Raw genomic sequence first — 20,873 nt, 5'->3', positions numbered from 1 at the left:
AGTGCTGAAAGACATGCAATTTTTTTCATAACCACCTCAAATGTGCTTCAAGTAAGTCCTAAGTATTAAATATAACAAAAAATATTGAGAAACTCTTTGCGCTTCACGCTGTCTAACGCGCCTTTTGATGTAACAGAACGTTTCCTCTTCCGCGTATCTCTTTCAAAAAAAAGCTTTTTTTCAAGTCATGTCGCTATTATCGCGCCATAAAAGCGACATATTCATCCAGATTATTCCTAAAGATACGGTGAATAATCCAGCAACTTGTCACCATTCTATCGCTTTCCTGACATTTATTTTCAACGGAGACTCAACCACAGACATCTATTTCCATTACACTGCCCTCTTTACTCTGTTTGACATAAATTGACAGGAGAAAGGATGCCTGCTTTACCGCGCAAATTGCCCGTCTGGTTACCTGTATTAATACTGCTTATCGCGATGACGTCGATTCAAAGCGGCGCATCCCTGGCGAAGTCGCTCTTTCCGCTGATTGGTGCGCCCGGCGTGACCGCCCTGCGTCTTGCTCTGGGAACAATCATCCTTGTCGTTATCTTCCGGCCCTGGCGGCTACGCTTTACGCCGGAGCAGCGTAAGCCGCTGCTGTTTTATGGCCTGGCGCTGGGGGCAATGAACTACCTCTTCTATCTCTCTATCCAGACGGTTCCGTTGGGTATTGCGGTGGCGCTTGAGTTTACCGGCCCGCTGGCGGTAGCTCTCTTCTCCTCCCGCCGCCCGGTAGACTTTATCTGGGTTGTGCTGGCCGTGCTGGGGCTGTGGTTTCTTCTGCCGCTGGGGCAGGACGTCTCCCATGTCGATCTCACCGGGGCGGCCTTCGCGCTGGGGGCAGGTGCCTGCTGGGCCATCTACATTATCTGCGGCCAGCGTGCCGGAGAGGAGCACGGCCCGGCCACCGTGGCGCTGGGTTCGCTGATTGCCGCCGTGGTGTTTGTTCCCCTGGGCGCAATCCAGGCGGGGGACGCGCTCTGGCACTGGTCGATTCTCCCCCTGGGACTGGCCGTGGCTGTGCTCTCCACTGCCCTCCCCTACTCGCTGGAGATGGTAGCCCTGACGCGCATGCCGACCCGTACCTTTGGCACCTTAATGAGTATGGAGCCTGCGCTAGCAGCGGTATCGGGGATGGTCTTCCTGAGTGAAACCCTGACGCTGGTGCAGTGGCTGGCGCTGTCAGCCATTGTTGCTGCCTCTATTGGCTCTACGCTGACGCTGCGCCGGGAGAGCAAAATAAAAGAAGTTGATATCGGTTAATTATTTTTCTGCACGGTCTCGTACCGTGCAGAATAATCCCTCCAGCTTCGCCTCTCGCTATGAATAATATTCATTAGCATTCTCAATGCCTTATATAAATTAAGAATCATCTCCCTGGTGAAATGTAAGTTACTGATATGTAAAAAATAGCTTTTTGCACCCTCATTATTACTATTGAACCGATAGGAATAGCCAAAATAGCAAAGCCAAAAACCGGTGCTATACTTAGTTCCAGTAATTACCTGGGAACATACATCAAGAGGATATGAGATTATGAGTACCGCTAAACTGGTAAAAACCAAATCATCCGATCTGCTTTATACTCGTAACGATGTCGCGGACGACGATAAAAAGGCAACCGTTGAGTTGCTGAACCGCCAGGTGATCCAGTTCATTGATCTGTCCCTGATCACCAAGCAGGCTCACTGGAATATGCGCGGCGCTAACTTTATTGGCGTACATGAGATGCTGGACGGCTTCCGTACCACCCTGACCGATCACCTCGATACCATTGCCGAGCGTGCGGTTCAGCTGGGTGGCGTGGCGCTGGGTACAACTCAGGTCGTCAACAGCAAGACTCCGCTGAAAAGCTATCCGCTGGATATTCACACTGTTCAGGATCACCTGAAAGAGCTGGCCGAGCGCTATGCCATCGTGGCCAACAGCACCCGTAAAGCCATTAGCGAAGCGAAAGATGAAGATACCGCAGATATCTTCACCGCCGCGTCTCGCGACCTGGATAAATTCCTGTGGTTTATCGAATCTAACATCGAATAAGCCATAAGCTTTATCTATTACCCTCTCCCGCCCGGGAGAGGGTTTTGCACTTCTCTAGTGCAACCCAAGTCAAACTGCGCTATCTATCCCCCTCGTAAAGTAAATCACTTGTAATAATTACCTCACACAATCGTTAATCAAGGGTTGTTTTATCGCCGCTTTATGCGCTTAATAGCAGCATATTGTGCAACATGTCACCTGCGCACCAAAATGGGTCACTGAAATGGTGCACATCGCTCAGCCATGCATGCTTTTTGTACGGTAGTTGAAAATATCGCCTTTACAAAACAATAGGTTGTAAACCTGGCACGATTTTTTCATACTGCGTACGTTCTCTCAGGGGATCGCCCCGTGGATATAAAAGGAAATGTTATGAAGTCTGTGTTTAAAGTTTCCCTTGCTGCACTTACCCTGGCTTTTGCGGTCTCTTCTCACGCCGCTGACAAACTGGTTGTGGCAACCGATACCGCGTTCGTTCCGTTCGAATTCAAACAGGGCGATAAATACGTCGGTTTTGACGTGGATCTGTGGGCTGCGGTAGCGAAAGAGCTAAAGCTGGATTACACCCTGAAGCCAATGGATTTCAGCGGCATCATCCCGGCGCTGCAAACCAAAAACGTTGACCTGGCGCTGGCGGGGATCACCATTACCGACGAGCGTAAAAAAGCGGTCGACTTCTCTGATGGCTACTACAAAAGCGGCCTGCTGGTGATGGTCAAAGCCAACAATAACGACGTAAAAAGCGTTAAAGACCTTGATGGCAAAGTGGTGGCGGTGAAGAGCGGCACCGGCTCCGTTGATTATGCGAAAGCCAATATCAAAACTAAAGATCTGCGACAGTTCCCGAACATCGACAACGCCTACATGGAGCTGGGTACTAATCGCGCTGATGCGGTCCTGCACGACACGCCGAACATTCTGTACTTCATCCAGACTGCCGGCAAAGGCCAGTTCAAAGCGGTTGGCGACTCTCTGGAAGCGCAGCAGTACGGTATCGCCTTCCCGAAAGGCAGCGACGATCTGCGTGAGAAAGTGAACGGCGCGCTGAAAACCCTGAAAGAGAACGGCACCTATAACGAAATTTATAAAAAATGGTTCGGTACAGAGCCTAAATAATTCAGCCTGAATTCAGGTTTGTAACGCCCGGTGGCGCCAGCGCTTACCGGGCCTACATTTCTAGTATTTCACCACGGTATACAGGAATTCATCATGCAGTTTGACTGGAGTGCCATCTGGCCTGCCATTCCCATTTTGTTTGAAGGCGTCAAAATGACCCTGTGGATCTCGGTCCTCGGTCTGGCGGGCGGTTTAATTATCGGCCTTGCAGCCGGTTTCGCCCGCAGCTTCGGCGGCTGGATAGCAAACCACATCGCACTGGTATTTATCGAGATCATTCGCGGCACGCCTATCGTTGTTCAGGTGATGTTTATCTACTTCGCCCTGCCGATGGCCTTTAACGATCTGCGCATCGATCCGTTCAGCGCCGCGGTTGTCACCATTATGATCAACTCCGGCGCCTATATCGCCGAAATTACCCGCGGCGCGGTGCTCTCGATCCACAAAGGCTTTAGCGAAGCGGGCCTGGCGCTGGGTCTCTCTAAGCGTGAGACCATCCGCCGGGTGATCCTGCCTCTGGCGCTGCGCCGTATGCTGCCGCCGCTGGGTAACCAGTGGATCATCAGCATTAAAGATACCTCGCTGTTTATTGTTATCGGCGTGGCCGAACTGACTCGCCAGGGCCAGGAGATCATCGCCGGCAACTTCCGTGCGCTGGAGATCTGGAGCGCCGTTGCGGTGTTCTATCTCATCATTACCCTGGTTCTGAGCTTTATTTTGCGTCGTCTTGAAAGAAGGATGAAAATCCTGTGATTGAATTTAAAAACGTCTCCAAGCACTTTGGTAAAACCCAGGTGCTGCATAACATCGACCTGAACATCAACCAGGGCGAAGTGGTGGTCATCATCGGTCCCTCCGGCTCCGGTAAGTCGACGCTGCTGCGCTGCATCAACAAGCTGGAAGAGATCACCAGCGGCGATCTGATCGTTGACGGCCTGAAGGTAAACGACCCGAAGGTGGATGAGCGCCTGATCCGCCAGGAAGCGGGCATGGTATTCCAGCAGTTCTACCTCTTCCCGCACCTGACGGCGCTGGAGAACGTGATGTTTGGCCCGCTGCGCGTGCGTGGAGCAAGTAAAAGCGAGGCCGAGACGCTGGCAAATTCGCTGCTGGCGAAGGTCGGCCTGGCCGAGCGTGCGCACCACTATCCGTCTGAACTCTCCGGCGGCCAGCAGCAGCGCGTGGCGATTGCCCGTGCGCTGGCGGTGAAGCCGAAGATGATGCTGTTTGATGAGCCGACCTCGGCCCTCGACCCTGAGCTGCGCCACGAGGTACTGAAGGTGATGCAGGACCTGGCCGAAGAGGGGATGACGATGGTGATCGTGACCCATGAAATCGGCTTTGCCGAGAAGGTTGCCTCGCGTCTGATCTTTATCGATAAAGGCCGTATTGCTGAAGATGGCAATCCGCAAACGCTGATTGAGAACCCGCCCAGCCCGCGTCTGCAAGAGTTCCTCCAGCACGTATCCTGAGTTATCAACGCTCTCCATCCGGAGAGCGTTTTTTTTCCTCCGCCGGATTTCTCCCATTTCCAGACGCAGCGCTGGCAGCATCTATACTTATCTTTTTGCACTATTTTCTCAGGAGAGAGACCGTGCCGTGGTTACTGCTGCTGCTTAGCCTGTTTATCATGCCGCTCCACGCGGCCACTATTCCGGGCGTCACATCCACGTCCGCCGCCCCTGCCACCAGCGAGACCGCACCTGCCGCCGAGCCGGATCTCGAGCAAAAGAAAGCGGCCTATGCCGCCCTGGCGGACGTGCTGGAAAATACCAGCTCCCGTGAGGAGCTGATTGGCCAGCTGCGCAAGGTCGCCGCCACCCCGCCGCCGGAGCCGGTGCCCACTATCACGCCACCGGAAGAGGTTGCCGAAGAGAAGACGGTGCTGGAGAACGTGCAGGAGGTCAGCCGGCACTACGGCGAGGAGCTGTCGTCGCGCTTTGCCCAGCTCTACCGCAACATTACCGGCTCGCCGCACAAGACCTTTAACCCACACACCTTCATTAACGCCGCCGGTCACTTCCTGCTGCTCGCCGGGCTGGTGTTTGTCTTTTACTGGCTGGTGCGCCTCTGTGCTTTCCCGTTCTACCGCAAGATGGGCAAATGGGGGCGGCGTAAGAATCATGACCGGGCCAACTGGTTACAGCTGCCTGCAATGATCGTCGGGGCGTTTATTATCGACCTGATGCTGCTGGCGCTTACCCTCTTTATCGGCCAGCTGCTGAGCGATAATCTGAACGGCGGCAACCGCACCATTGCCTTTCAGCAGAGCCTGTTCCTCAACGCCTTTGCGCTTATTGAGTTCTTTAAGGCGATCCTGCGACTCATCTTCTGCCCGCGCTTCCCCGATCTGCGTCCTTTCTCGATTAAAAACGAAGCGGCGAAATACTGGCACCTGCGCCTGAGCGCCCTGAGCAGCCTGATTGGCTATGGCCTGCTGGTGGCCGTACCGATTATCTCAAACCAGGTTAACGTTCAGTTTGGCGCGCTGGCGAACGTGCTGATCATGCTCTGTATCACCACCTGGGCGCTCTACCTTATTTTTCACAATAAGACCACGGTATATGAGAACCTCCACCACCTTGCCGATCGCTCGCTGGCTTTCTTTAGCCTCTTTATTCGCGCCTTTGCGCTGGTCTGGCACTGGCTGGCCTGCGCCTATTTCGTGGTGCTGTTCTTCTTCTCGCTGTTCGATCCAGGCAACAGCCTGAAATTTATGATGGGCGCGACGGTGCGCAGCCTGGCGATTATCGGTATTGCGGCGTTTGTGTCGGGCATGCTGTCGCGCTGGATTGCTAAGCGGATCACCCTCTCACCTCAGGTGCAGCGTAACTACCCTGAGCTGCAGAAGCGGGTCAACGGCTGGCTGTCGACGGCGCTGAAGGTGGCGCGATTCCTCACCGTCATTGTCGCCATCATGCTGCTGCTCAGCGCGTGGGGCCTGTTCGATTTCTGGAACTGGCTGCACTATGGGGCGGGCGAAAAAGCCGTTGATATACTGATCCGCATCGCGCTGATCCTCTTCTTCTCAGCGGTGGGCTGGACCGTGCTGGCGAGCCTGATCGAAAACCGTCTCTCCTCGGATATTCACGGTCGACCGCTGCCCAGCGCCCGCACCCGCACCCTGCTTACCCTGTTCCGAAACGCGCTGGCGGTAGTGATCAGCACCATTACGGTGATGATTGTGCTCTCGGAGATTGGGGTGAACATCGCCCCGCTGCTGGCCGGTGCCGGGGCGCTGGGTCTGGCCATCTCCTTCGGGGCGCAAACCCTGGTAAAAGATATTATCACCGGGATCTTCATTCAGTTTGAGAACGGGATGAACACCGGGGATCTGGTCACCATTGGGCCGCTCACCGGCACGGTAGAGCGGATGTCGATTCGTTCGGTGGGGGTGCGTCAGGATACCGGGGCCTACCACATCATTCCGTGGTCGTCGATTACCACCTTTGCTAACTTTGTGCGCGGAATTGGGTCGATCGTGGCGAACTACGATGTGGATCGCCATGAGGATGCGGAGAAAGCGAATAACGCGCTGAAGGCAGCGGTGGGCGAACTGATGGAGCAGGAGGATATCCGCAAGCTGATCATTGGCGAGCCGAGCTTCGTGGGCATTGTTGGCTTGACCAACACCGCCTTCACGCTGCGGGTGACCTTTACCACCCAGCCGCTGAAGCAGTGGACGGTGCGCTTTGCCCTCGACAGCATGGTGAAAAAGCACTTTGATCTCGCCGACGTGCGTGCGCCGGTACAGACCTATCAGGTGCTGGCTAACCCAGCGGCTGCGCAGCCGGGGGCCGCAGAGCCAGGGGGCGGCCAGACCCTGCCCCCTGCGCAACCTACGCTTTAAATCGCGTTTGTGCCCAGCGGCGACGCTGGGCCTCATCCAGGAAGGTCCAGGCAATGAAGCGGCTCTGCTTCTGCCCCTGGGCCATCTCTTTTTTCACCACCTTCACCGCGCCAGCGGCGGTCAGGGCGCGGTAGAGCGGCGGCAGGTTCTCGCCGCGTGATACCAGCGTGGTGAACCACAAGACCTGACGGCCAAAGGCCTGGCTCTCGGCGATCATCTTGCTGATAAAGGCCACCTCCCCACCCTCGCACCACAGCTCCTGCTGCTGGCCGCCAAAGTTAAGGCCGCTCGCCTCGCTCTGGCCGAGGTTGCGCCGCTTGCGGTCGTTACCCGCCTGGGCTGCCGCCGCCGAGTCGTGAAACGGCGGGTTGCACAGCGTGGCATCGTACTGCTCGTTCTTGTGGATCATGCCGTTAAGGATGGCGGCCGGATCTTTCTGGCGACGCAGGCGGATAGCCCGGGTCAGGCCAGGATTGCCGGTAACGATCGCCTGAGCGCTGGCAAAGGCCGCGTCGTTTACCTCGGTGCCGGTAAAGCGCCAGCTGTACTCATGATGACCAATCAGCGGGTAGATGCAGTTGGCCCCGGTGCCGATATCCAGCACGCTCGCCTGGCGCGGGATCGCACCGTCAACGCTGGTTTCGGCCAGCAGATCCGCCAGGTGGTGGATATAATCCGCCCGGCCCGGCACCGGCGGACAGAGAAAGCCTTGTGGAATATCCCAGTGCGCCACGCCATAAAAGTGCGCCAGCAGCGCTTTATTCAGCGCCTTGACGGCATCGGGATCGGCGAAGTTGACCGTCGGCTCCCCAGCTGGGGTAGCAATGATGAAACCGCGTAGTTGTGGCTCTACGACGCAGAGCGCGTCGAGATCGTAGCGGCTGCGGTGACGATTACGCGGGTGTAATCCCGGCTTCTGGGCATTCATGGCATTCTCCTGTAATAAGCGGCGTAAGATACCCCCTGAAAGCGGCGCGGTAAACAGCGATTCATGCAAAAAACCGCAGCATGTTGGCGAAATTTTTGCCCGTAAGCCTCTCTTCGCCAGACCTAAACTTAAGCTGCGGTTCCCTGATAAGAGGATGTCATGATGAAAAAATATTTGGCAATGGCTGCCGCACTGGCGTTTTCCGCCATGACGGTCAGCACCTTTGCCGCACCACAGCAACTGATGAGAGGTGATACCGGGACGCTACGCCCGGCAGGCACGGTCTCCGCACAGGGTGCGCTGAGCCTGGACGATCTCCAGGATGAGCTGGCTGAAAAAGCCCGTCAACAAGGCGCGAAAGGATTTGTGATTAATTCCGCTGGCGGTGAAAACCAGATGTACGGCACGGCAACCATCTACAAATGAGTTTTATTAAAACCGCCCCGTAAAAGTCTGAGAGTCTTTTGTGGGGCATTTTTTTACCCCGTTCATATCTTTTACTACCCTTAATATTCACCTTAAGCTGAGGAGTAGAAGATGAAATTCAAGGGCATAGAGCATATTGGCATTACCGTTACCGATCTGAAAGCCGCCGAGACCTTCTTTATTAATGCGCTGGGTGCCAGCGTGCTCTACCGTATCGTTCCCCCTGACGAGCCTGCGAAAGCCGTTGACGGCCAGAGCATGCATCCGCTGAACGGCTTTCCGGTTGATATGCGCGTGATCGGCCTGGCGATGCTGCGGCTGGGTAACGGTGCTAACGTCGAGCTGTTCCAGCTCGATCCGGGCGTGAAGAATCAGCAAACCAATATTTGCCAGCCGGGGATTAACCACTTCTCGATCTATGTGGATGACATTAAAGAGGCAGGGGAAACGCTGCGCGCCCACGGGGCGGAGATGCTGGAGGGGCCGAGCGATAGCTTCGCCCAGGAGGAGGGAGCCGGCAACCAGACCTGGTTCTGCCGCACTCCCTTTGGTGTGCTGATCGAGCTGATTACCCTCCCCTCACCGCTGCACTACGATGAGGGCGCCACCGCTGAGCGCTGGTTACCCTAGGCCTCGTTTTCGTTAGCCGCCGCCAGCAGGGTGTTGAGCAGCACGTTTGCCCCACGCTCTGCCCACTGCGGGGTGATATTTTCCGCCTCGTTATGGCTAATGCCCTTTTCGCAGGGGATAAAGATCATTGCGGTAGGGGCGACCCGGTTAACGTAGCAGGCGTCGTGGCCCGCCCCGGAGACTATCCGGCACTGAGAGTAGCCCAGCTCACGGGTGGCCTGCTCGATACGCGTAATACAGCCTTTATCAAAATCCACCGGGGCGTAGTCAAAGATGCGCTCCCAGGCGACGTCAATGCTGCGGGCCGACAGCCCGTTCAGCGCCTCGGTTAGCGCCGCCTCCATCTCCACCAGCGCAGCGGTTTCTGGGTGGCGGAACTCGACGGTGCAGAAGACCGCAGACGGCACGACGTTACGCGAGTTCGGCGTCGCCTGCACGCTGCCTACGGTGGCCCGCCCGTCCGGGGCGAAGCGGCGGCCAATGGCTTCAACCGCCAGGGTCAGCTCGGCAAAGGCACACAGGGCGTCGCGACGCAGATCCATCGGGGTGGTTCCCGCGTGGGCAGCAAAGCCGGTCAGGTTGATCTCATACCAGCGCTGGCCCATGGCGGCGTGGACGACGCCAATATCCGTCTCCTCCGCCTCAAGCAGCGGTCCCTGCTCAATATGCAGCTCATAGCAGGCGTGTAGCGGGATAGCCGCCGCCGGACGCTCGCCCTGATAGCCGATAGCCGCCAGCGCCTGACCCACGCTGATGCCGTCGCGATCTTCCCGCGCCAGGGCATAGGCTTCGCTGAATACCCCGGTCCAGACGCCGGAGGCCAGCATCGCCGGAGCAAAACGCGCCCCCTCTTCGTTGGTCCAGTTCACCAGAATGAGGTCGCGCTCGGTGGTGATGCCGCGATCGTTAAGGGTACGCAGCGCCTCCAGCCCGGCGAGCACGCCATAGATGCCGTCGTAGTTGCCGCCCAGCGGCTGGGAGTCCCCGTGCGAGCCGGTGAGCACCGGCGTCAGATCGGGATTGCTGCCCGCCCGGCGAATAAACATATTCCCCAGTCGGTCAACGTCACAGCTAAAGCCCGCCTCACGCGCCCAGGCAGCGAGCAGGTCGCGCCCACACCGATCCTCGTCGCTCAGCGCCAGCCGGGTCACCCCGCCCCCCGCCGTTGCGCCAAGGGTGGCAAACTCATTAAGGGTCTGCCACAGGCGTGCGCTATCCACCTTTAGAGGAGACGCCATCACGCCTCCTTGTCTTTGACGCGATAGCGGAAATCGCAGCACGGCGCGCCGGACATAATGGTCTGGGTGCGGGTCAGCTCAACGTCAGGCGCATAGCCGACGATAAACTTATCGTCTCTCGCGCAGGAGAGCAGATGGCCGATCTCGCCGAGGCCCATCTCATGGTACATCTCGGCGTAGCGGCAGCGCGTCACGTCATAGTCGTAGCGCTGGCCGTCATCTTCGATCACCCGCACGTCGAGGGCGTTATCCTTCTCCCAGAGATACTGCAGATCCACGAAGCTGCGCAGATCCGCTTTTTTCGGTTCGGCGGCAGCAAAGTTCTGCCCGGCCTGGATAGCCGCCTGCTCGATGGCTTCGCCAATCACCGCCTGGGCGCGGGCTTTACCCACCTCGCGCACCAGGATGTCATAGATCGGTTTAATTATTTCAGCTTCAATTTTACGGCGGGCGAGAATGCCCAGCTCTTGTTTTTGCTCACAGCTCATCATTGCCTCACAAATTACTTCGCGCTACCGCCCAGCACGGTCTGGGGTTCCCACTTACCGTTCACCACTTTGTAGACGGTAAAGGATGGATTCTTCAGGTTGCCCTGCTCATCAAAGGCGATATTGCCGGTTACGCCAGCGTAGTTGATGGCGCGCAGCGCAGGCAGATAGTCACCGGCATCAACGGAGTCGGCCTTCTGCATCGCGGCGATCAGCACGCGGGTGGCGTCATAGGCAAACGGCGCGTGGAGTTCGATATGGGTGTGGTATTTAGACTGGTAGGCCTGCTCGAATGCCTTACCGCCCTGCATTTTGTCTACCGGCAGACCCGGCTCCAGCGCCACCACGCCCTCGCCCTCTTTCTGCGCCAGGCTCAGGAAGGTCTGGCTAACGAAGCCGCCCGCGCCCATCAGCGTGGCCTTCATGCCCAGCTGCTTGAGACGACGCGCCAGCGGAGCCGCCTGGCTGTCCACGCCACCAAAGAAGACCAGATCGGCATTTTTGCTGCGGATGGCGGTCAGCACGGCGTTGAAATCCACTGTCTTCTCATCAACGTACTGACGGTCAACCGGCTTGATGCCCTGCGCTTCCAGCGACTTGATAAACTCGTCGGCCAGCCCCTGACCGAATGCAGTACGGTCGTCGATTACCGCGATGCGCTTCGCCTTCAGGGTCTGCACCGCATATTTTGCCGCGTAGTCGCCGCCGTCATCGTCGTGGCCCATCACGCGGAAGCTGGTGTCAAAGCCCTGCTGGGTGTAGGCGTGACCGGTAGCGACCGGGGCAACCTGGGCGATGCCTGCATCGTGATAGATGCGCGCCGCCGGAATGCTGGTCCCGGTGTTCCAGTGACCCACCACGCCTGCCACTTCGCTGTCTACCAGGCGCTGGGCCACGGCCACGGCGGTACGCGGATCGGACTGATCGTCCTCGGATTGCAGCTTAAAGGTCACCGCTTTGCCGCCGATCGTCGGGTGGGTTTTGTTCACGTCATCGATGGCGAGCTGCGCGCCGTTCTCCAGATCCTTACCGATACGCGCCGACGGGCCGGTCAGCGGGCCAGCCAGACCGATAATCACGGTCTCATCAGCCTGGGCCGGGTTTACCGCTGCCCCGCCGAGGGCAGCGAGGGCGATCATGGCGCTCAGCACTTTATGTTGCATGGTTTTCATTATGGTTTCCCTGATGTTGGTGGTGTTTTAAACGGCAATTTCGCCTAAATAAATTTCCTGAATTCGGTTGTCGGCCAGCAGTGCAGCAGAGTCACCGTGATGGGCGATAGATCCGCTGTCCATCACCCACGCACGATGAGTGACCTCCAGCGCCAGCCGGGCGTTCTGCTCGATCAGCAGCAGCGTGACCCCGGCATCGCGCAGGGCGGCAATCTCGTTGAAAATGGTCTCGACCATGATCGGAGCCAGCCCCATCGACGGCTCGTCGAGGATCAGCAGGCGCGGCTGGCTAAGCAGCGCCCGGCCCAGAGCCAGCAGCTGCTGTTCGCCGCCGGAGAGCAGCCCGGCCAGCTGATCTTTACGTTCGCCAAGACGCGGAAAACGCTCATAGATCTGGGTCATCTCCTGCTTCACCGCCTGCCGACCTTTGCGCCGCCAGGCCCCCATCAGCAGGTTCTCTTCTACCGTCATGCGGGTAAATATGCCCCGCCCCTCCGGCACGAGAACAACGCCGTCACGGAGCAGATCCTGCGGGGCGCGGCGGTGAATCGATTTGCCCTGCCAGAGGATCTCTCCGCCGTAGGGTTGCAGCCCGGCGATGGCCCGCACGGTAGAGCTTTTGCCCGCGCCGTTGGCTCCCAGCAGCGTGCCCTGCTCACCTTCGTTGAGGCTAAATTCGATCCCGCGTACGGCCTGAATGCCGCCGTAGTGCACGGAGAGGTTACGCACCTGCAATATAGGCTCAGACATGGGCGTTTCCTCCAAGATAGGCGCGGATCACGTCCGGATGGCTACGTACTACCTCCGGTTCCCCTTCAGCAATCACCTTGCCGTAGTCCAGCACGCTGATGCGGTCGCAGAGGCTCATAATCAGCTTCACGTCATGCTCAATAATCAAAATAGTTTTGCCATCGTCACGAATGCGGCGCAGCAGCTCGCCGAGGGCGACTTTCTCCGCTGCGTTCATGCCTGCCGCAGGCTCGTCAAGGGCCAGCAGCTTAGGATCGGTTGCCAGGGCGCGGGCAATCTCAAGACGGCGCTGGTGGCCGTAGGCGAGATCGCTGGCGCGGTAGTGGGCAAACTGGGCGATGCCGGTGTACTCCAGCCAGTACCAGGCCTGGCGCTCGGTCTCCGCCTCCTCCTCTCTCGCCCGCTTATGGCGGGTGATAGCGGCCCAGAGACCGTTGCGGGTGCGGACGTGGCGACCGATCATCACGTTCTCCAGCACGCTCATGTCGTTAAACAGGCGCAGGTTCTGAAAGGTGCGCGCGATGCCTGCCTGGGTCACTTTCTCAATCGCCTTTGGCGAGTAAGGCGTGTCGGCCAGGCTAAACTCGCCGCTGTCGGCGGTGTAGAGGCCGGTGATCAGGTTGAAGCAGGTGGTTTTCCCCGCGCCGTTAGGACCAATCAGGCCGTAGATCTCGCCCGCCTTTACCGACAGGCTGACGTCGTTGACCGCCACCAGGCCGCCAAAGCGCTTGCTCAGATTACGGATCGTTAACAGGCTCATGCTTTTGCCCCCGCATGTTTAGCAGGCCAGACGCCGCCCGGACGGAAAATCATCACCAGCACCAGCGCCAGACCGTAGAAGAGCTGACGCAGGATCTCTGGATCCACCAGCACGGTGCCGAACAGCGCCTCCTGCACCGGCACGGCCTGGCTGCGCAGCAGCTCCGGCAGGGCCGAAAGCATCACCGCCCCGAGGATTACCCCCGGCACGTGGCCGATGCCCCCCAGTACCACCATCGCCAGCACGACGATAGACTCTTGCAACGTAAAGGATTCCGGGGAGACGAAGCCCTGAAACGAGGCAAACATCACCCCGGCGACGCCGCCAAAGGAGGCACCCATCGCGAAGGCCAGCAGCTTAAAGTTACGCACGTTGATGCCCATCGCCCGCGCCACGTCTTCATCCTCGCGGATGGCGTGCCAGGCCCGGCCCACTCGGGAGCGTTGCAGGCGAATGCAGATAAAGACGATCGCCACAATCAGCGCGGCAAAAAGGTAGTACCAGAGGTAGAGCGCCGGGATTTTCACTCCCAGCAGATGGTAGACGCCGCGAAACTCGAGGCCAAACAGGCTCAGGGAGTCGATGCCCGAGATACCCTTCGCGCCGTTGGTGATGTTGACCGGGCGGTCGAGGTTGCGCATCAGGATGCGGATAATCTCTCCGAAGCCGAGAGTCACAATCGCCAGATAATCCCCGCGCAGGCGCAGGGTCGGCGCGCCCAGCAGGATGCCGCAGATCCCGGCAATAAAGGCCGCCAGCGGGATCAGTACCCCGTAGGAGACGTGCAGCCCGTCGCTGAAGTAGCCCTGCAGTACCGGGAAGGCATCGAGCAGATGCGGCGAGGCGAGCAGCGCCGCAAGATAGGCACCGACAGCGTAGAAGGCAATAAAGCCCATATCCAGCAGGCCGGTAAAGCCGACCACAATGTTAAGGCCCAGCGCCAGCATGATATAGAGCAGGGTAAAGTCGATTACCCGCACCCAGTAGTTGCCACCGGCGGCGGAGGCCAGCCACGGGGCGAGCAGCAGCCCAGCCACCAGCAGGATGATGCCGAGGTTAAGCCGCGGTGCGGCGCTGCGTTCGGAAGTTAAGATAGTCATAGGATCCTCAGGCACGCTGTGCAACACGCTCGCCCAGCAGGCCAGCAGGACGGAAAACCAGCACCAGGATCAGCACGATAAAGGCCAGAATATCCTGATAGTTACTGCTGAACGCGCCACCGGTGAGATCGCCCAGGTAGCCTGCGCCCAGCGCTTCGATCAGCCCGAGCAGAATGCCGCCCAGCATGGCACCACGAATGTTGCCGATCCCCCCCAGCACGGCGGCGGTAAAGGCTTTGATGCCCGGCAGGAAGCCCATGGAAAAGCTGGCGTTGCCGTAGTTGCTGGCCATCATCACCCCCGCCAGGGCGGCAAACGCGCCGCCGATAGCGAAGGTTAGGGTAATAATCCGATTTGGCGAGACGCCCATCAGGCTGGCAACCTGCGGGTTTTCCGCCACGGCGCGCATTCCGCGACCCAGACGGCTGTACTCCACCAGCAGCCACAGGCCGAGCATCACCAGGAAGGTGACGGCCAGGGTGACCATGCCGGTCACGGTGATAATCGCAGGCGGATGTTCAGCACTGCCCGCAGTGATCTCGATGGGATCCATCGGCAGGATCTGCGGGAACATCAGGGGGTTACGGCTCCAGATCAGCATGGCAACGGTTTGCAGCAGCACCGAGATGCCGATCCCGCTGATCAGAGGTGCCAGCCGGGGCGCGTTACGCAGGCGACGATAGGCAAAGCGCTCTACCGCCATCGCCAGCAGGGCACAGACTACCATCGCCGCCATCAGGGCAAGGGCCAGCTGCACCAGCAGGTTCATGCCGGGGAACCACTGGGAGAGAAGATTGATCCCCGAAAGGGTCGTGAGCGCGCCGACCATTAAGATGTCGCCGTGGGCAAAGTTGATGATGCGCAGAATGCCATACACCATGGTATAGCCGAGGGCAATCAGGCCATAAATGCTGCCCAGCATCATGCCATTGATCAGTTGCTGAATAAGTGTGTCCACAATACGTGCCTGCTGAGAATTTTTTCAGCGTAAGCATCCAACAATTGAATTTAATTTTGAAATACAGATATATTCTTTCTTATTATAAAAGCGTATTTCACTAACTGACTGATATTCAATTATAAAATAAAAACGATTTTTGAGAATTAGACAGGGTTTGCTTCAACATATGAAAAAAACAGAAGAGTTAGGCGAAAGCGGACTGCCGGACGATCCGCCTCTGCGTGCGGTACGGGTCTTCGAAGCCATCGCCCGGCTGGGCAGCGTCTCCGCCGCCGCCGAGGAGCTGAGCGTCTCTCCCTCGGCGGTTAGCCACCAGCTCAAGGTACTGGAGAGTTTCTTACAGCTGCCGCTCACCCATCGTCAGGGACGCCATCTGGTGCTGAGCAGCGAGGGGCGTGAGTACTACCGCTCAATACGCGCCGCCTTCAGCGTGCTGCGCCAGGCCACCGGCCAGCTGTTTGAGCAGGGCCGCTCGCGTCAGGTGACCATCAGCCTGATCCCGCTCTTTGGGATGGGCTGGTTTATTCCCCGCCTGCCGCGCTTCATCCAGGCCCACGCCCAGATGGAGATCAACGTGGTCTACGCCAACCATCGCAACTATCTGAGCGACGCCTCGGATATGTCGATCCGCTTTGGCAATGGCCAGTGGGTGGGCTATCGCAGCGAGAAGCTGATCTCCGGGCGCATGATCCCGGTATGCAGCCGGGAGTTTATCCGCCTGCATGGCTATATTGAGACTCCGGCGCAGCTGGCGCAGATGCCGCTCCTGCATGACGAAGAGCGCGCGACCTGGACGCAGTGGTTTGGCGAGCAGCAGGTTAAGCGCGTGCGTCGGGATGGGGCGATGTTTGAGGATGGGCTCCTGACCCTGGCCGCCGTGCAGGCCGGGTTGGGTTGCGCTTTGATGCGCGAGCCGATGATCCTGCCCTATCTGCAAACCGGCGAGCTGGTGAAGATTTTTGACCTGCCCATCGACGACGGACGCGACTACTATCTTTGCGTGCGCCAGGATGTGGAGATGACCCACGAGGGCAAGCTGCTCCAGCAGTGGCTGCGTGAGGAAGCCGGGAGATAATAGTCTAAACTTAAGTCATATTTCTCACTAAGGAGAGCGCTATGGCTTCAGGTTGGGCGAACGACGGTGCGGTACAGGACCAGATCGACAGCACCATTGACGATGCGGTAGCCCGCGCGCGCCGCGAACTGCCGAAGGGTGAGAGCCTGCACGAGTGCGAAGAGTGCGGAGCCACTATTCCCGAAGCGCGCCGCAAGGCGATCCCGGGCGTCAGGCTGTGCGTGGAGTGCCAGCAGAAGAAAGATTTGAAAAATGACGCCTTTTCAGGATATAACCGTAGAGGTTCGAAAGACAGCCAGCTTCGTTAACTAAATAACGGCGGATTAGGCAGCGCAAGCGGTTGCTATCTGAATCACAAAACAGCGCTGCTGAAGTGGCATTTCGTGCCGCTAAAACGGCGGCACGATGCAAATGAGCCGTCGTATGAATAATTCCTGTTAAAAATCATTCATTTTCAATATATTAACGATCGTTCAAAATTTTAGATGAAGGTCGTCAATTCTATTTGATTTTATCTCTCGCAGAAAAACGTGATACTCATCACATCGACGGAACATCGTCTCCCATACAGAACAAACTGCGAGAATTGAACCATGAAAACCATCAAATATGCTGTTGCTGCTCTTGCACTGACCACCCTCTCCTTTGGCGCGTTCGCCGCCCAGGCAGTTACCGCTGAACAGGCTCAGAGCATGCATAAGATTGGCGTTGTTTCCGCGCAGGGCGCGACCACGCTGGATGGTCTGGAAGCACAGCTGGCTCAGAAAGCCGCTGCCGCAGGCGCGAAAGGCTATAGCATCACCTCTGCCAACGCCTACAACAAAATGAGCGGTACTGCGGTTATCTATCAGTAATCGCCTTACCGTGTCTGCCCCGTCGGCTCATCATCGGCGGGTTGTATTACCCCTCATTATTACTGCATTGACCCTGTTTGTTGTTACCCTTGTTGCCCGTCCGGTTCTGGACGGGCTTTTTTTGCCCGCTGTTTATCAAAAATGCTGCGCCACGCGCGCCAGGCCCTGTTCCAGCGTTTCCACTTCCCCCGTGCCGATGAAACAGCAGGCGATCTGCCGCTTCAGCGACTCTGGTACCGGCTCGCTGCCCACCAGACAGCGCTCAATCCAGCGAGCTGTCACCTCCGGATCTTTGCTGGCTGGCAAAACAGCCTGCTCCGCCGTTTCGTCCTGTCGCTCGCTCAGGACGCGAGCCCCCTGCGCATCGATCAACGTTAGCTGTGGGCAACGTTGAGGATTGGCATACACCTCCCCTTCCGTGCCGTGCATCAGCAGTCCACGCCCGCCGATATCGCCAAAGAATTTTGCCACCCGGGTGACGTATTCGGGATGAGAGACGCTGGAGAGACGCAGGGCGGCATCTTCCGCAAAGGGTGTCGCCAGCTTGGCGAGGGTGTGAGCGCTGTTACGCACCCCCATGCGCCAGCGCATATCCAGCTGCTTCTCCAGGGGCGGACAGAGTACGCTAATGGGGACGTATACCGGGTTGCGCCCCTCCAGCTTCGCCTGCGCCTGACCGGCGGTCAGGGTCGGCTCAATGCCCAGCAGGGTAAAAATGGTTTCCGAGATGACACGATCGCGATCTTCGCTCACGCCGTGCACCAGCACCGGAAAACCCAGCCGCTGGAGCAGCATCGCCAGCAGCGGAGTCAGGTTCGCCTGCCTGCGCGCACCGTTATAGGTGGGAATGACGATGGGCATCGGCTTCGCCACCGGCGGGGTCAGGCGCAGGGTCTGAGCCTGCATCGCCTCGTAGAAGCCCAGCATCTCCGCTTCGCCTTCGCCTTTGATGCGCAGGGCGATCAGGATCCCGCCCATCTCCAGATCGTCCACCTCGCCGTTGAGCATGTGGGTGTACAACGCCTGTGCGGTATCAAAATCCAGATCGCGGGCGTGATTTTTACCGCGCCCGACCTCTTTAATGATCTTGCGGAAATCCATAGCTAACTCCTTGCGTCATAGGTGATGATCAGCGTCGCCGACGACGATTCTGTTTTGGTTTACTTTTTACTATAACGTCAGGCACGTCCGGTTGGGAAATAGGAAAAACAGGCAGCGCATCGAGCAGCCGTTTACCGTAGCCTTTGGAGAGCAGCCGTCGGTCGTAGATCACCACTTCACCCCGGCAGCTGTGGCTACGGATCAGCCGCCCCACTTGCTGGATAAGGTTGAAGGAGGCGCTCGGCAGGCTCTGAACCTCAAAGGGGTAGCGGTTGAGGCTCTTCAGCCACTCGCCCTCGGTGATCACCACTGGGCTGTCGATGGGTGGGAAGGCGATCTTATGGATATGCACCTGGGTTAGGTAATCCCCTTTCAGATCCAGCCCCTCGGCAAAGGACTGAAGCCCCACCAGCACGCTGCGCCCCCCCTCGTCGATACGCTTGCGGTGCAGCTCCACCAGCCGGTAACGCGGCTGATCCCCCTGCACCAAAAGCATCAGCCGCAGATCGGTGACGTAGGTCAGGAACAGCTGCATGGCGCGGTTGCTGGCAAACAGCACCAGCATACCAGGGTGCTCTTTTTTCTCGACCTGCTCGCGGAAGTAGGCTGCCATCTCGGCGATATGCTTCTCTTCGTGCTCCATCAGCGGCTCGTAGCGCATCTGCGGGATCACAAGCCTGCCCTGCTCAATATGGTTAAAGGGCGAGTCGAGCGTCACGAAGCGATCCCCCGCTTTCTCCTTCAGGCCGCTCATCTCCTGTAACCGGGAGAAGCTGTTGAGGGAGCGTAAGGTGGCCGAAGTAACAACGATATGCGGTACGCTGCGCCACAGCAGCTTCTCAAGCTGGTCGCTGACGCGGATGCCGACGCAGTGGAAGAAGAGGTGCATCTGCCCCTCAACCAGCTCGCGGGTGGCCCACTTGGTCACCGGCGCGCCCGACGCCTGGGCCATCGAGGCCAGCCGCCACAGCTTGCTCTGGCTCTCAAACATGCCCAGGGCGCGGTTCATCTGCAAGATGACCCGGTGCAGGCGGACAATATCGTGCTGGCCGGTCTTTTCACTGAGATCGTTTAAGAACAGCTCCGCCAGCCCGCGCAGCATCTCGGTCAGCTTCGCCAGCCGCAGGCAGATCTCCATCACCTCGTCAGGCAGCTCGCCCATGGCAAAGCGGTGCTCTGCCTCGGTACCGGCGGGCATGTAGAGTCCGAGGATGGAATTGAGCGAGGCGATAAGCTCATACAGCTCTTCACAGTGGGCATTGAGCCGCTCCGGCAGCGCCAGCGGCGGCGTGGTCTTCGGGCGGAACTGCTCCATGCAGGTCGCCACCAGCTTGGTGAAGAGATCGAGCTGGAGCCGATACCAGGGGGCGGTGATCTCGGCGCTCATCTCCAGCGCGTCGCGGGCTACGTCCGGCAGATGGTGGCCCTCATCCAGCACCAGCAGCAGGTTTTTCGGCTCCGGCAGCACCGCCTCGGACTCCATCGCCGCCATGACTAAGGCGTGGTTTGCCACCACCACCTCGACCTCCTGCACCTCCCGGCGGGCGACAAAGAACGGGCACTCGCGGTAGTAGTGACAGTTGCGGTTCAGGCAGCTGGCCTTGTCGGTGCTGAGCCGCCGCCAGAGGTTATCTTCAATGTTTTGATCGGTGTGATCGCGCAGGCCATCCCAGCGGTAGCTGTCGAGATCGGCCTTGAGTTTGGCGCAGCGCTGCTGCTCCTCTTTGCTGTTCGGCGTCAGCTCGTCGTCGAGAAAGGCCAGCAGATCCTGCTGAGTGGCCTCGCTGCTGGCAAGGGCCGTTAGGTTGCGTGGGCAGACATAGCGCCCGCGGCCAAAGGCAGCGGTAAAGCGCAGATCCGGGATAATCTTCTTCAGCAGCGGGAGATCCTTGCTGAAGATCTGATCCTGCAACGCCACGTTGGCGGTGCTGATCACTAGCGTCTTCTGCTCTTCACGCGCGATGGCGATACCGGGAATGAGATAGGAGAGGGTTTTACCGACGCCGGTGGGGGCCTCAATGGCCAGATGCCGTCCCTCTTCCCCGGCCAGGGTTTTGGCGACGTCAGCGATCATCTGCCGCTGCGGTGCGCGCGGGATAAAGTCGGGGATCTGTTGCTGTAGCGCCTTATACCAGGCGGCAATCTGCGCTTTCAGCGCGGCGGAAAGAGCCATCGGGAGACCTGAAATACTGTATAAACAGCCACTATTGTCTCACGATCGTTGGCATGCCGCAAAAGAAAAGCCCGGCTTTGCGGCCGGGCTTCAGGATTATTACTGCGATGCCGCTGGTTTACGCGGACGGCGACGGCGCGCCTGCTCCCCGGCGGGTTTCGCATCGCCGCTGCGGCGCGGCTGGCTTGATTTCGGCGCGCCGCCT

At 58.4% G+C, this 20,873-nt stretch carries 21 protein-coding genes; 11 read left to right on the top strand and 10 right to left on the bottom strand.

Annotation, left to right across the window (positions count from 1 at the left end; genetic code table 11):
- The first annotated feature begins 381 nt into the window (after window positions 1-381).
- From rhtA to ybiO, 6 genes are all read left to right on the top strand, one after another.
- A complete protein-coding gene (gene rhtA, locus RTP97_RS19000; RefSeq protein WP_312416437.1) occupies window positions 382-1,269 on the top strand; it encodes a threonine/homoserine exporter RhtA in 888 nt (295 codons plus the stop codon).
- 273 nt (window positions 1,270-1,542) lie between these two features.
- Window positions 1,543-2,046, top strand: coding sequence for a DNA starvation/stationary phase protection protein Dps (gene dps / locus RTP97_RS18995; protein WP_312210251.1), 504 nt, complete (start codon window positions 1,543-1,545; stop codon window positions 2,044-2,046).
- A gap of 372 nt (window positions 2,047-2,418) precedes the next feature.
- Complete coding sequence (glnH, locus tag RTP97_RS18990; RefSeq protein WP_312228942.1) at window positions 2,419-3,162, top strand: glutamine ABC transporter substrate-binding protein GlnH; 744 nt, start codon at window positions 2,419-2,421, stop codon at window positions 3,160-3,162.
- 93 nt (window positions 3,163-3,255) lie between these two features.
- Complete coding sequence (gene glnP, locus RTP97_RS18985; protein ID WP_042392296.1) at window positions 3,256-3,915, top strand: glutamine ABC transporter permease GlnP; 660 nt, start codon at window positions 3,256-3,258, stop codon at window positions 3,913-3,915.
- Window positions 3,912-4,634 carry a glutamine ABC transporter ATP-binding protein GlnQ gene (gene glnQ, locus RTP97_RS18980; protein ID WP_312416433.1) on the top strand — a complete coding sequence of 241 codons (723 nt, stop codon included), beginning with the start codon at window positions 3,912-3,914 and terminating at the stop codon, window positions 4,632-4,634. Before glnP ends, glnQ begins: the two co-directional genes overlap by 4 nt.
- Window positions 4,635-4,756: 122 nt before the next feature.
- Entirely contained in the window at window positions 4,757-7,012 is a 2,256-nt protein-coding gene (ybiO, locus tag RTP97_RS18975) for a mechanosensitive channel protein (RefSeq protein ID WP_312416431.1), read from the top strand.
- Here the strand turns inward: ybiO and rlmF are convergent.
- Entirely contained in the window at window positions 7,002-7,940 is a 939-nt protein-coding gene (gene rlmF / locus RTP97_RS18970) for a 23S rRNA (adenine(1618)-N(6))-methyltransferase RlmF (RefSeq protein ID WP_312416430.1), read from the bottom strand. The two genes, ybiO and rlmF, sit on opposite strands and share 11 nt — an antisense overlap.
- A 162-nt stretch (window positions 7,941-8,102) precedes the next feature.
- On the opposite strand from rlmF, the gene mcbA reads away from it, so the two are divergent.
- Window positions 8,103-8,366 (top strand): DUF1471 family periplasmic protein McbA, encoded by a 264-nt coding sequence (gene mcbA, locus RTP97_RS18965; RefSeq protein ID WP_312416427.1) that lies wholly within the window; start codon window positions 8,103-8,105, stop codon window positions 8,364-8,366.
- Window positions 8,367-8,477: 111 nt separating this feature from the next.
- The gene (locus RTP97_RS18960; RefSeq protein WP_312416424.1) at window positions 8,478-8,996 is read left to right on the top strand and encodes a VOC family protein; all 519 of its coding nucleotides are present in this window, start codon (window positions 8,478-8,480) and stop codon (window positions 8,994-8,996) included.
- On the opposite strand, the gene RTP97_RS18955 is transcribed toward RTP97_RS18960, so the two are convergent.
- The 7 genes from RTP97_RS18955 to RTP97_RS18925 are packed head-to-tail and all read right to left on the bottom strand — an operon-like array spanning window position 8,993 to window position 15,462.
- The gene (locus tag RTP97_RS18955) at window positions 8,993-10,234 is read right to left on the bottom strand and encodes a Zn-dependent hydrolase (RefSeq protein ID WP_312416421.1); all 1,242 of its coding nucleotides are present in this window, start codon (window positions 10,232-10,234) and stop codon (window positions 8,993-8,995) included. The two genes, RTP97_RS18960 and RTP97_RS18955, sit on opposite strands and share 4 nt — an antisense overlap.
- Window positions 10,234-10,722, bottom strand: coding sequence for an L-2-amino-thiazoline-4-carboxylic acid hydrolase (locus RTP97_RS18950; protein WP_042392287.1), 489 nt, complete (start codon window positions 10,720-10,722; stop codon window positions 10,234-10,236). Before RTP97_RS18950 ends, RTP97_RS18955 begins: the two co-directional genes overlap by 1 nt.
- Window positions 10,723-10,736: 14 nt before the next feature.
- Complete coding sequence (locus RTP97_RS18945) at window positions 10,737-11,894, bottom strand: branched-chain amino acid ABC transporter substrate-binding protein (RefSeq protein WP_312416419.1); 1,158 nt, start codon at window positions 11,892-11,894, stop codon at window positions 10,737-10,739.
- Between the two features lie 27 nt (window positions 11,895-11,921).
- Window positions 11,922-12,644 (bottom strand): ABC transporter ATP-binding protein, encoded by a 723-nt coding sequence (locus RTP97_RS18940; protein WP_312416418.1) that lies wholly within the window; start codon window positions 12,642-12,644, stop codon window positions 11,922-11,924.
- Window positions 12,637-13,404, bottom strand: a complete 768-nt coding sequence (locus tag RTP97_RS18935; protein WP_312416417.1) for an ABC transporter ATP-binding protein — start codon at window positions 13,402-13,404, stop codon at window positions 12,637-12,639. The genes RTP97_RS18940 and RTP97_RS18935 overlap by 8 nt, the downstream gene beginning before the upstream one ends.
- Window positions 13,401-14,504, bottom strand: coding sequence for an ABC transporter permease subunit (locus RTP97_RS18930; protein WP_312228935.1), 1,104 nt, complete (start codon window positions 14,502-14,504; stop codon window positions 13,401-13,403). The genes RTP97_RS18935 and RTP97_RS18930 overlap by 4 nt, the downstream gene beginning before the upstream one ends.
- 7 nt (window positions 14,505-14,511) lie before the next feature.
- Window positions 14,512-15,462 (bottom strand): branched-chain amino acid ABC transporter permease, encoded by a 951-nt coding sequence (locus tag RTP97_RS18925; protein ID WP_312416416.1) that lies wholly within the window; start codon window positions 15,460-15,462, stop codon window positions 14,512-14,514.
- Between the two features lie 169 nt (window positions 15,463-15,631).
- On the opposite strand from RTP97_RS18925, the gene RTP97_RS18920 reads away from it, so the two are divergent.
- The 3 genes from RTP97_RS18920 to ybiJ all read left to right on the top strand — a co-directional run bounded on the left by RTP97_RS18920 (window position 15,632) and on the right by ybiJ (window position 17,394).
- Window positions 15,632-16,540: a LysR substrate-binding domain-containing protein gene (locus RTP97_RS18920; RefSeq protein WP_312416415.1), complete on the top strand. Its 909-nt coding sequence runs from the start codon at window positions 15,632-15,634 to the stop codon at window positions 16,538-16,540.
- 41 nt (window positions 16,541-16,581) lie between these two features.
- Window positions 16,582-16,848: a DksA/TraR family C4-type zinc finger protein gene (locus RTP97_RS18915; protein WP_312416413.1), complete on the top strand. Its 267-nt coding sequence runs from the start codon at window positions 16,582-16,584 to the stop codon at window positions 16,846-16,848.
- A 285-nt stretch (window positions 16,849-17,133) separates the two neighbouring features.
- Window positions 17,134-17,394 (top strand): DUF1471 family protein YbiJ, encoded by a 261-nt coding sequence (ybiJ, locus tag RTP97_RS18910; protein ID WP_312416410.1) that lies wholly within the window; start codon window positions 17,134-17,136, stop codon window positions 17,392-17,394.
- Window positions 17,395-17,529: 135 nt separating this feature from the next.
- Here the strand turns inward: ybiJ and ybiB are convergent, their stop codons facing one another.
- Together ybiB and dinG are read right to left on the bottom strand one after the other, a co-directional pair.
- A complete protein-coding gene (gene ybiB / locus RTP97_RS18905; RefSeq protein ID WP_312416407.1) occupies window positions 17,530-18,495 on the bottom strand; it encodes a DNA-binding protein YbiB in 966 nt (321 codons plus the stop codon).
- Between the two features lie 28 nt (window positions 18,496-18,523).
- Window positions 18,524-20,668, bottom strand: coding sequence for an ATP-dependent DNA helicase DinG (gene dinG, locus RTP97_RS18900; protein ID WP_312416403.1), 2,145 nt, complete (start codon window positions 20,666-20,668; stop codon window positions 18,524-18,526).
- Between the last annotated feature and the right edge of the window lie 205 nt (window positions 20,669-20,873).

The organism is Pseudescherichia sp. (assembly GCF_031998825.1).
GTDB lineage: Bacteria > Pseudomonadota > Gammaproteobacteria > Enterobacterales > Enterobacteriaceae > Pseudescherichia.
The sequence above is the reverse complement of the archived record's forward strand: the minus strand, read 5'-3'. Positions and strand labels throughout refer to the sequence as shown.

What these genes read in the sequence shown, in the direction of transcription:
- rhtA (WP_312416437.1), top strand. Translation starts at nt 382, where the DNA reads ATGCCTGCTTTACCGCGCAAATTGCCCGTCTGGTTACCTGTATTAATA.
- RTP97_RS18935 (WP_312416417.1), bottom strand. Translation starts at nt 13,404, where the DNA reads ATGAGCCTGTTAACGATCCGTAATCTGAGCAAGCGCTTTGGCGGCCTG.
- glnH (WP_312228942.1), top strand. Translation starts at nt 2,419, where the DNA reads ATGAAGTCTGTGTTTAAAGTTTCCCTTGCTGCACTTACCCTGGCTTTT.
- RTP97_RS18940 (WP_312416418.1), bottom strand. Translation starts at nt 12,644, where the DNA reads ATGTCTGAGCCTATATTGCAGGTGCGTAACCTCTCCGTGCACTACGGC.
- ybiJ (WP_312416410.1), top strand. Translation starts at nt 17,134, where the DNA reads ATGAAAACCATCAAATATGCTGTTGCTGCTCTTGCACTGACCACCCTC.
- dps (WP_312210251.1), top strand. Translation starts at nt 1,543, where the DNA reads ATGAGTACCGCTAAACTGGTAAAAACCAAATCATCCGATCTGCTTTAT.
- RTP97_RS18945 (WP_312416419.1), bottom strand. Translation starts at nt 11,894, where the DNA reads ATGAAAACCATGCAACATAAAGTGCTGAGCGCCATGATCGCCCTCGCT.
- dinG (WP_312416403.1), bottom strand. Translation starts at nt 20,668, where the DNA reads ATGGCTCTTTCCGCCGCGCTGAAAGCGCAGATTGCCGCCTGGTATAAG.
- rlmF (WP_312416430.1), bottom strand. Translation starts at nt 7,940, where the DNA reads ATGAATGCCCAGAAGCCGGGATTACACCCGCGTAATCGTCACCGCAGC.
- RTP97_RS18915 (WP_312416413.1), top strand. Translation starts at nt 16,582, where the DNA reads ATGGCTTCAGGTTGGGCGAACGACGGTGCGGTACAGGACCAGATCGAC.
- ybiB (WP_312416407.1), bottom strand. Translation starts at nt 18,495, where the DNA reads ATGGATTTCCGCAAGATCATTAAAGAGGTCGGGCGCGGTAAAAATCAC.
- mcbA (WP_312416427.1), top strand. Translation starts at nt 8,103, where the DNA reads ATGAAAAAATATTTGGCAATGGCTGCCGCACTGGCGTTTTCCGCCATG.
- RTP97_RS18930 (WP_312228935.1), bottom strand. Translation starts at nt 14,504, where the DNA reads ATGACTATCTTAACTTCCGAACGCAGCGCCGCACCGCGGCTTAACCTC.
- RTP97_RS18920 (WP_312416415.1), top strand. Translation starts at nt 15,632, where the DNA reads ATGAAAAAAACAGAAGAGTTAGGCGAAAGCGGACTGCCGGACGATCCG.
- RTP97_RS18950 (WP_042392287.1), bottom strand. Translation starts at nt 10,722, where the DNA reads ATGAGCTGTGAGCAAAAACAAGAGCTGGGCATTCTCGCCCGCCGTAAA.
- RTP97_RS18960 (WP_312416424.1), top strand. Translation starts at nt 8,478, where the DNA reads ATGAAATTCAAGGGCATAGAGCATATTGGCATTACCGTTACCGATCTG.
- RTP97_RS18955 (WP_312416421.1), bottom strand. Translation starts at nt 10,234, where the DNA reads ATGGCGTCTCCTCTAAAGGTGGATAGCGCACGCCTGTGGCAGACCCTT.
- glnP (WP_042392296.1), top strand. Translation starts at nt 3,256, where the DNA reads ATGCAGTTTGACTGGAGTGCCATCTGGCCTGCCATTCCCATTTTGTTT.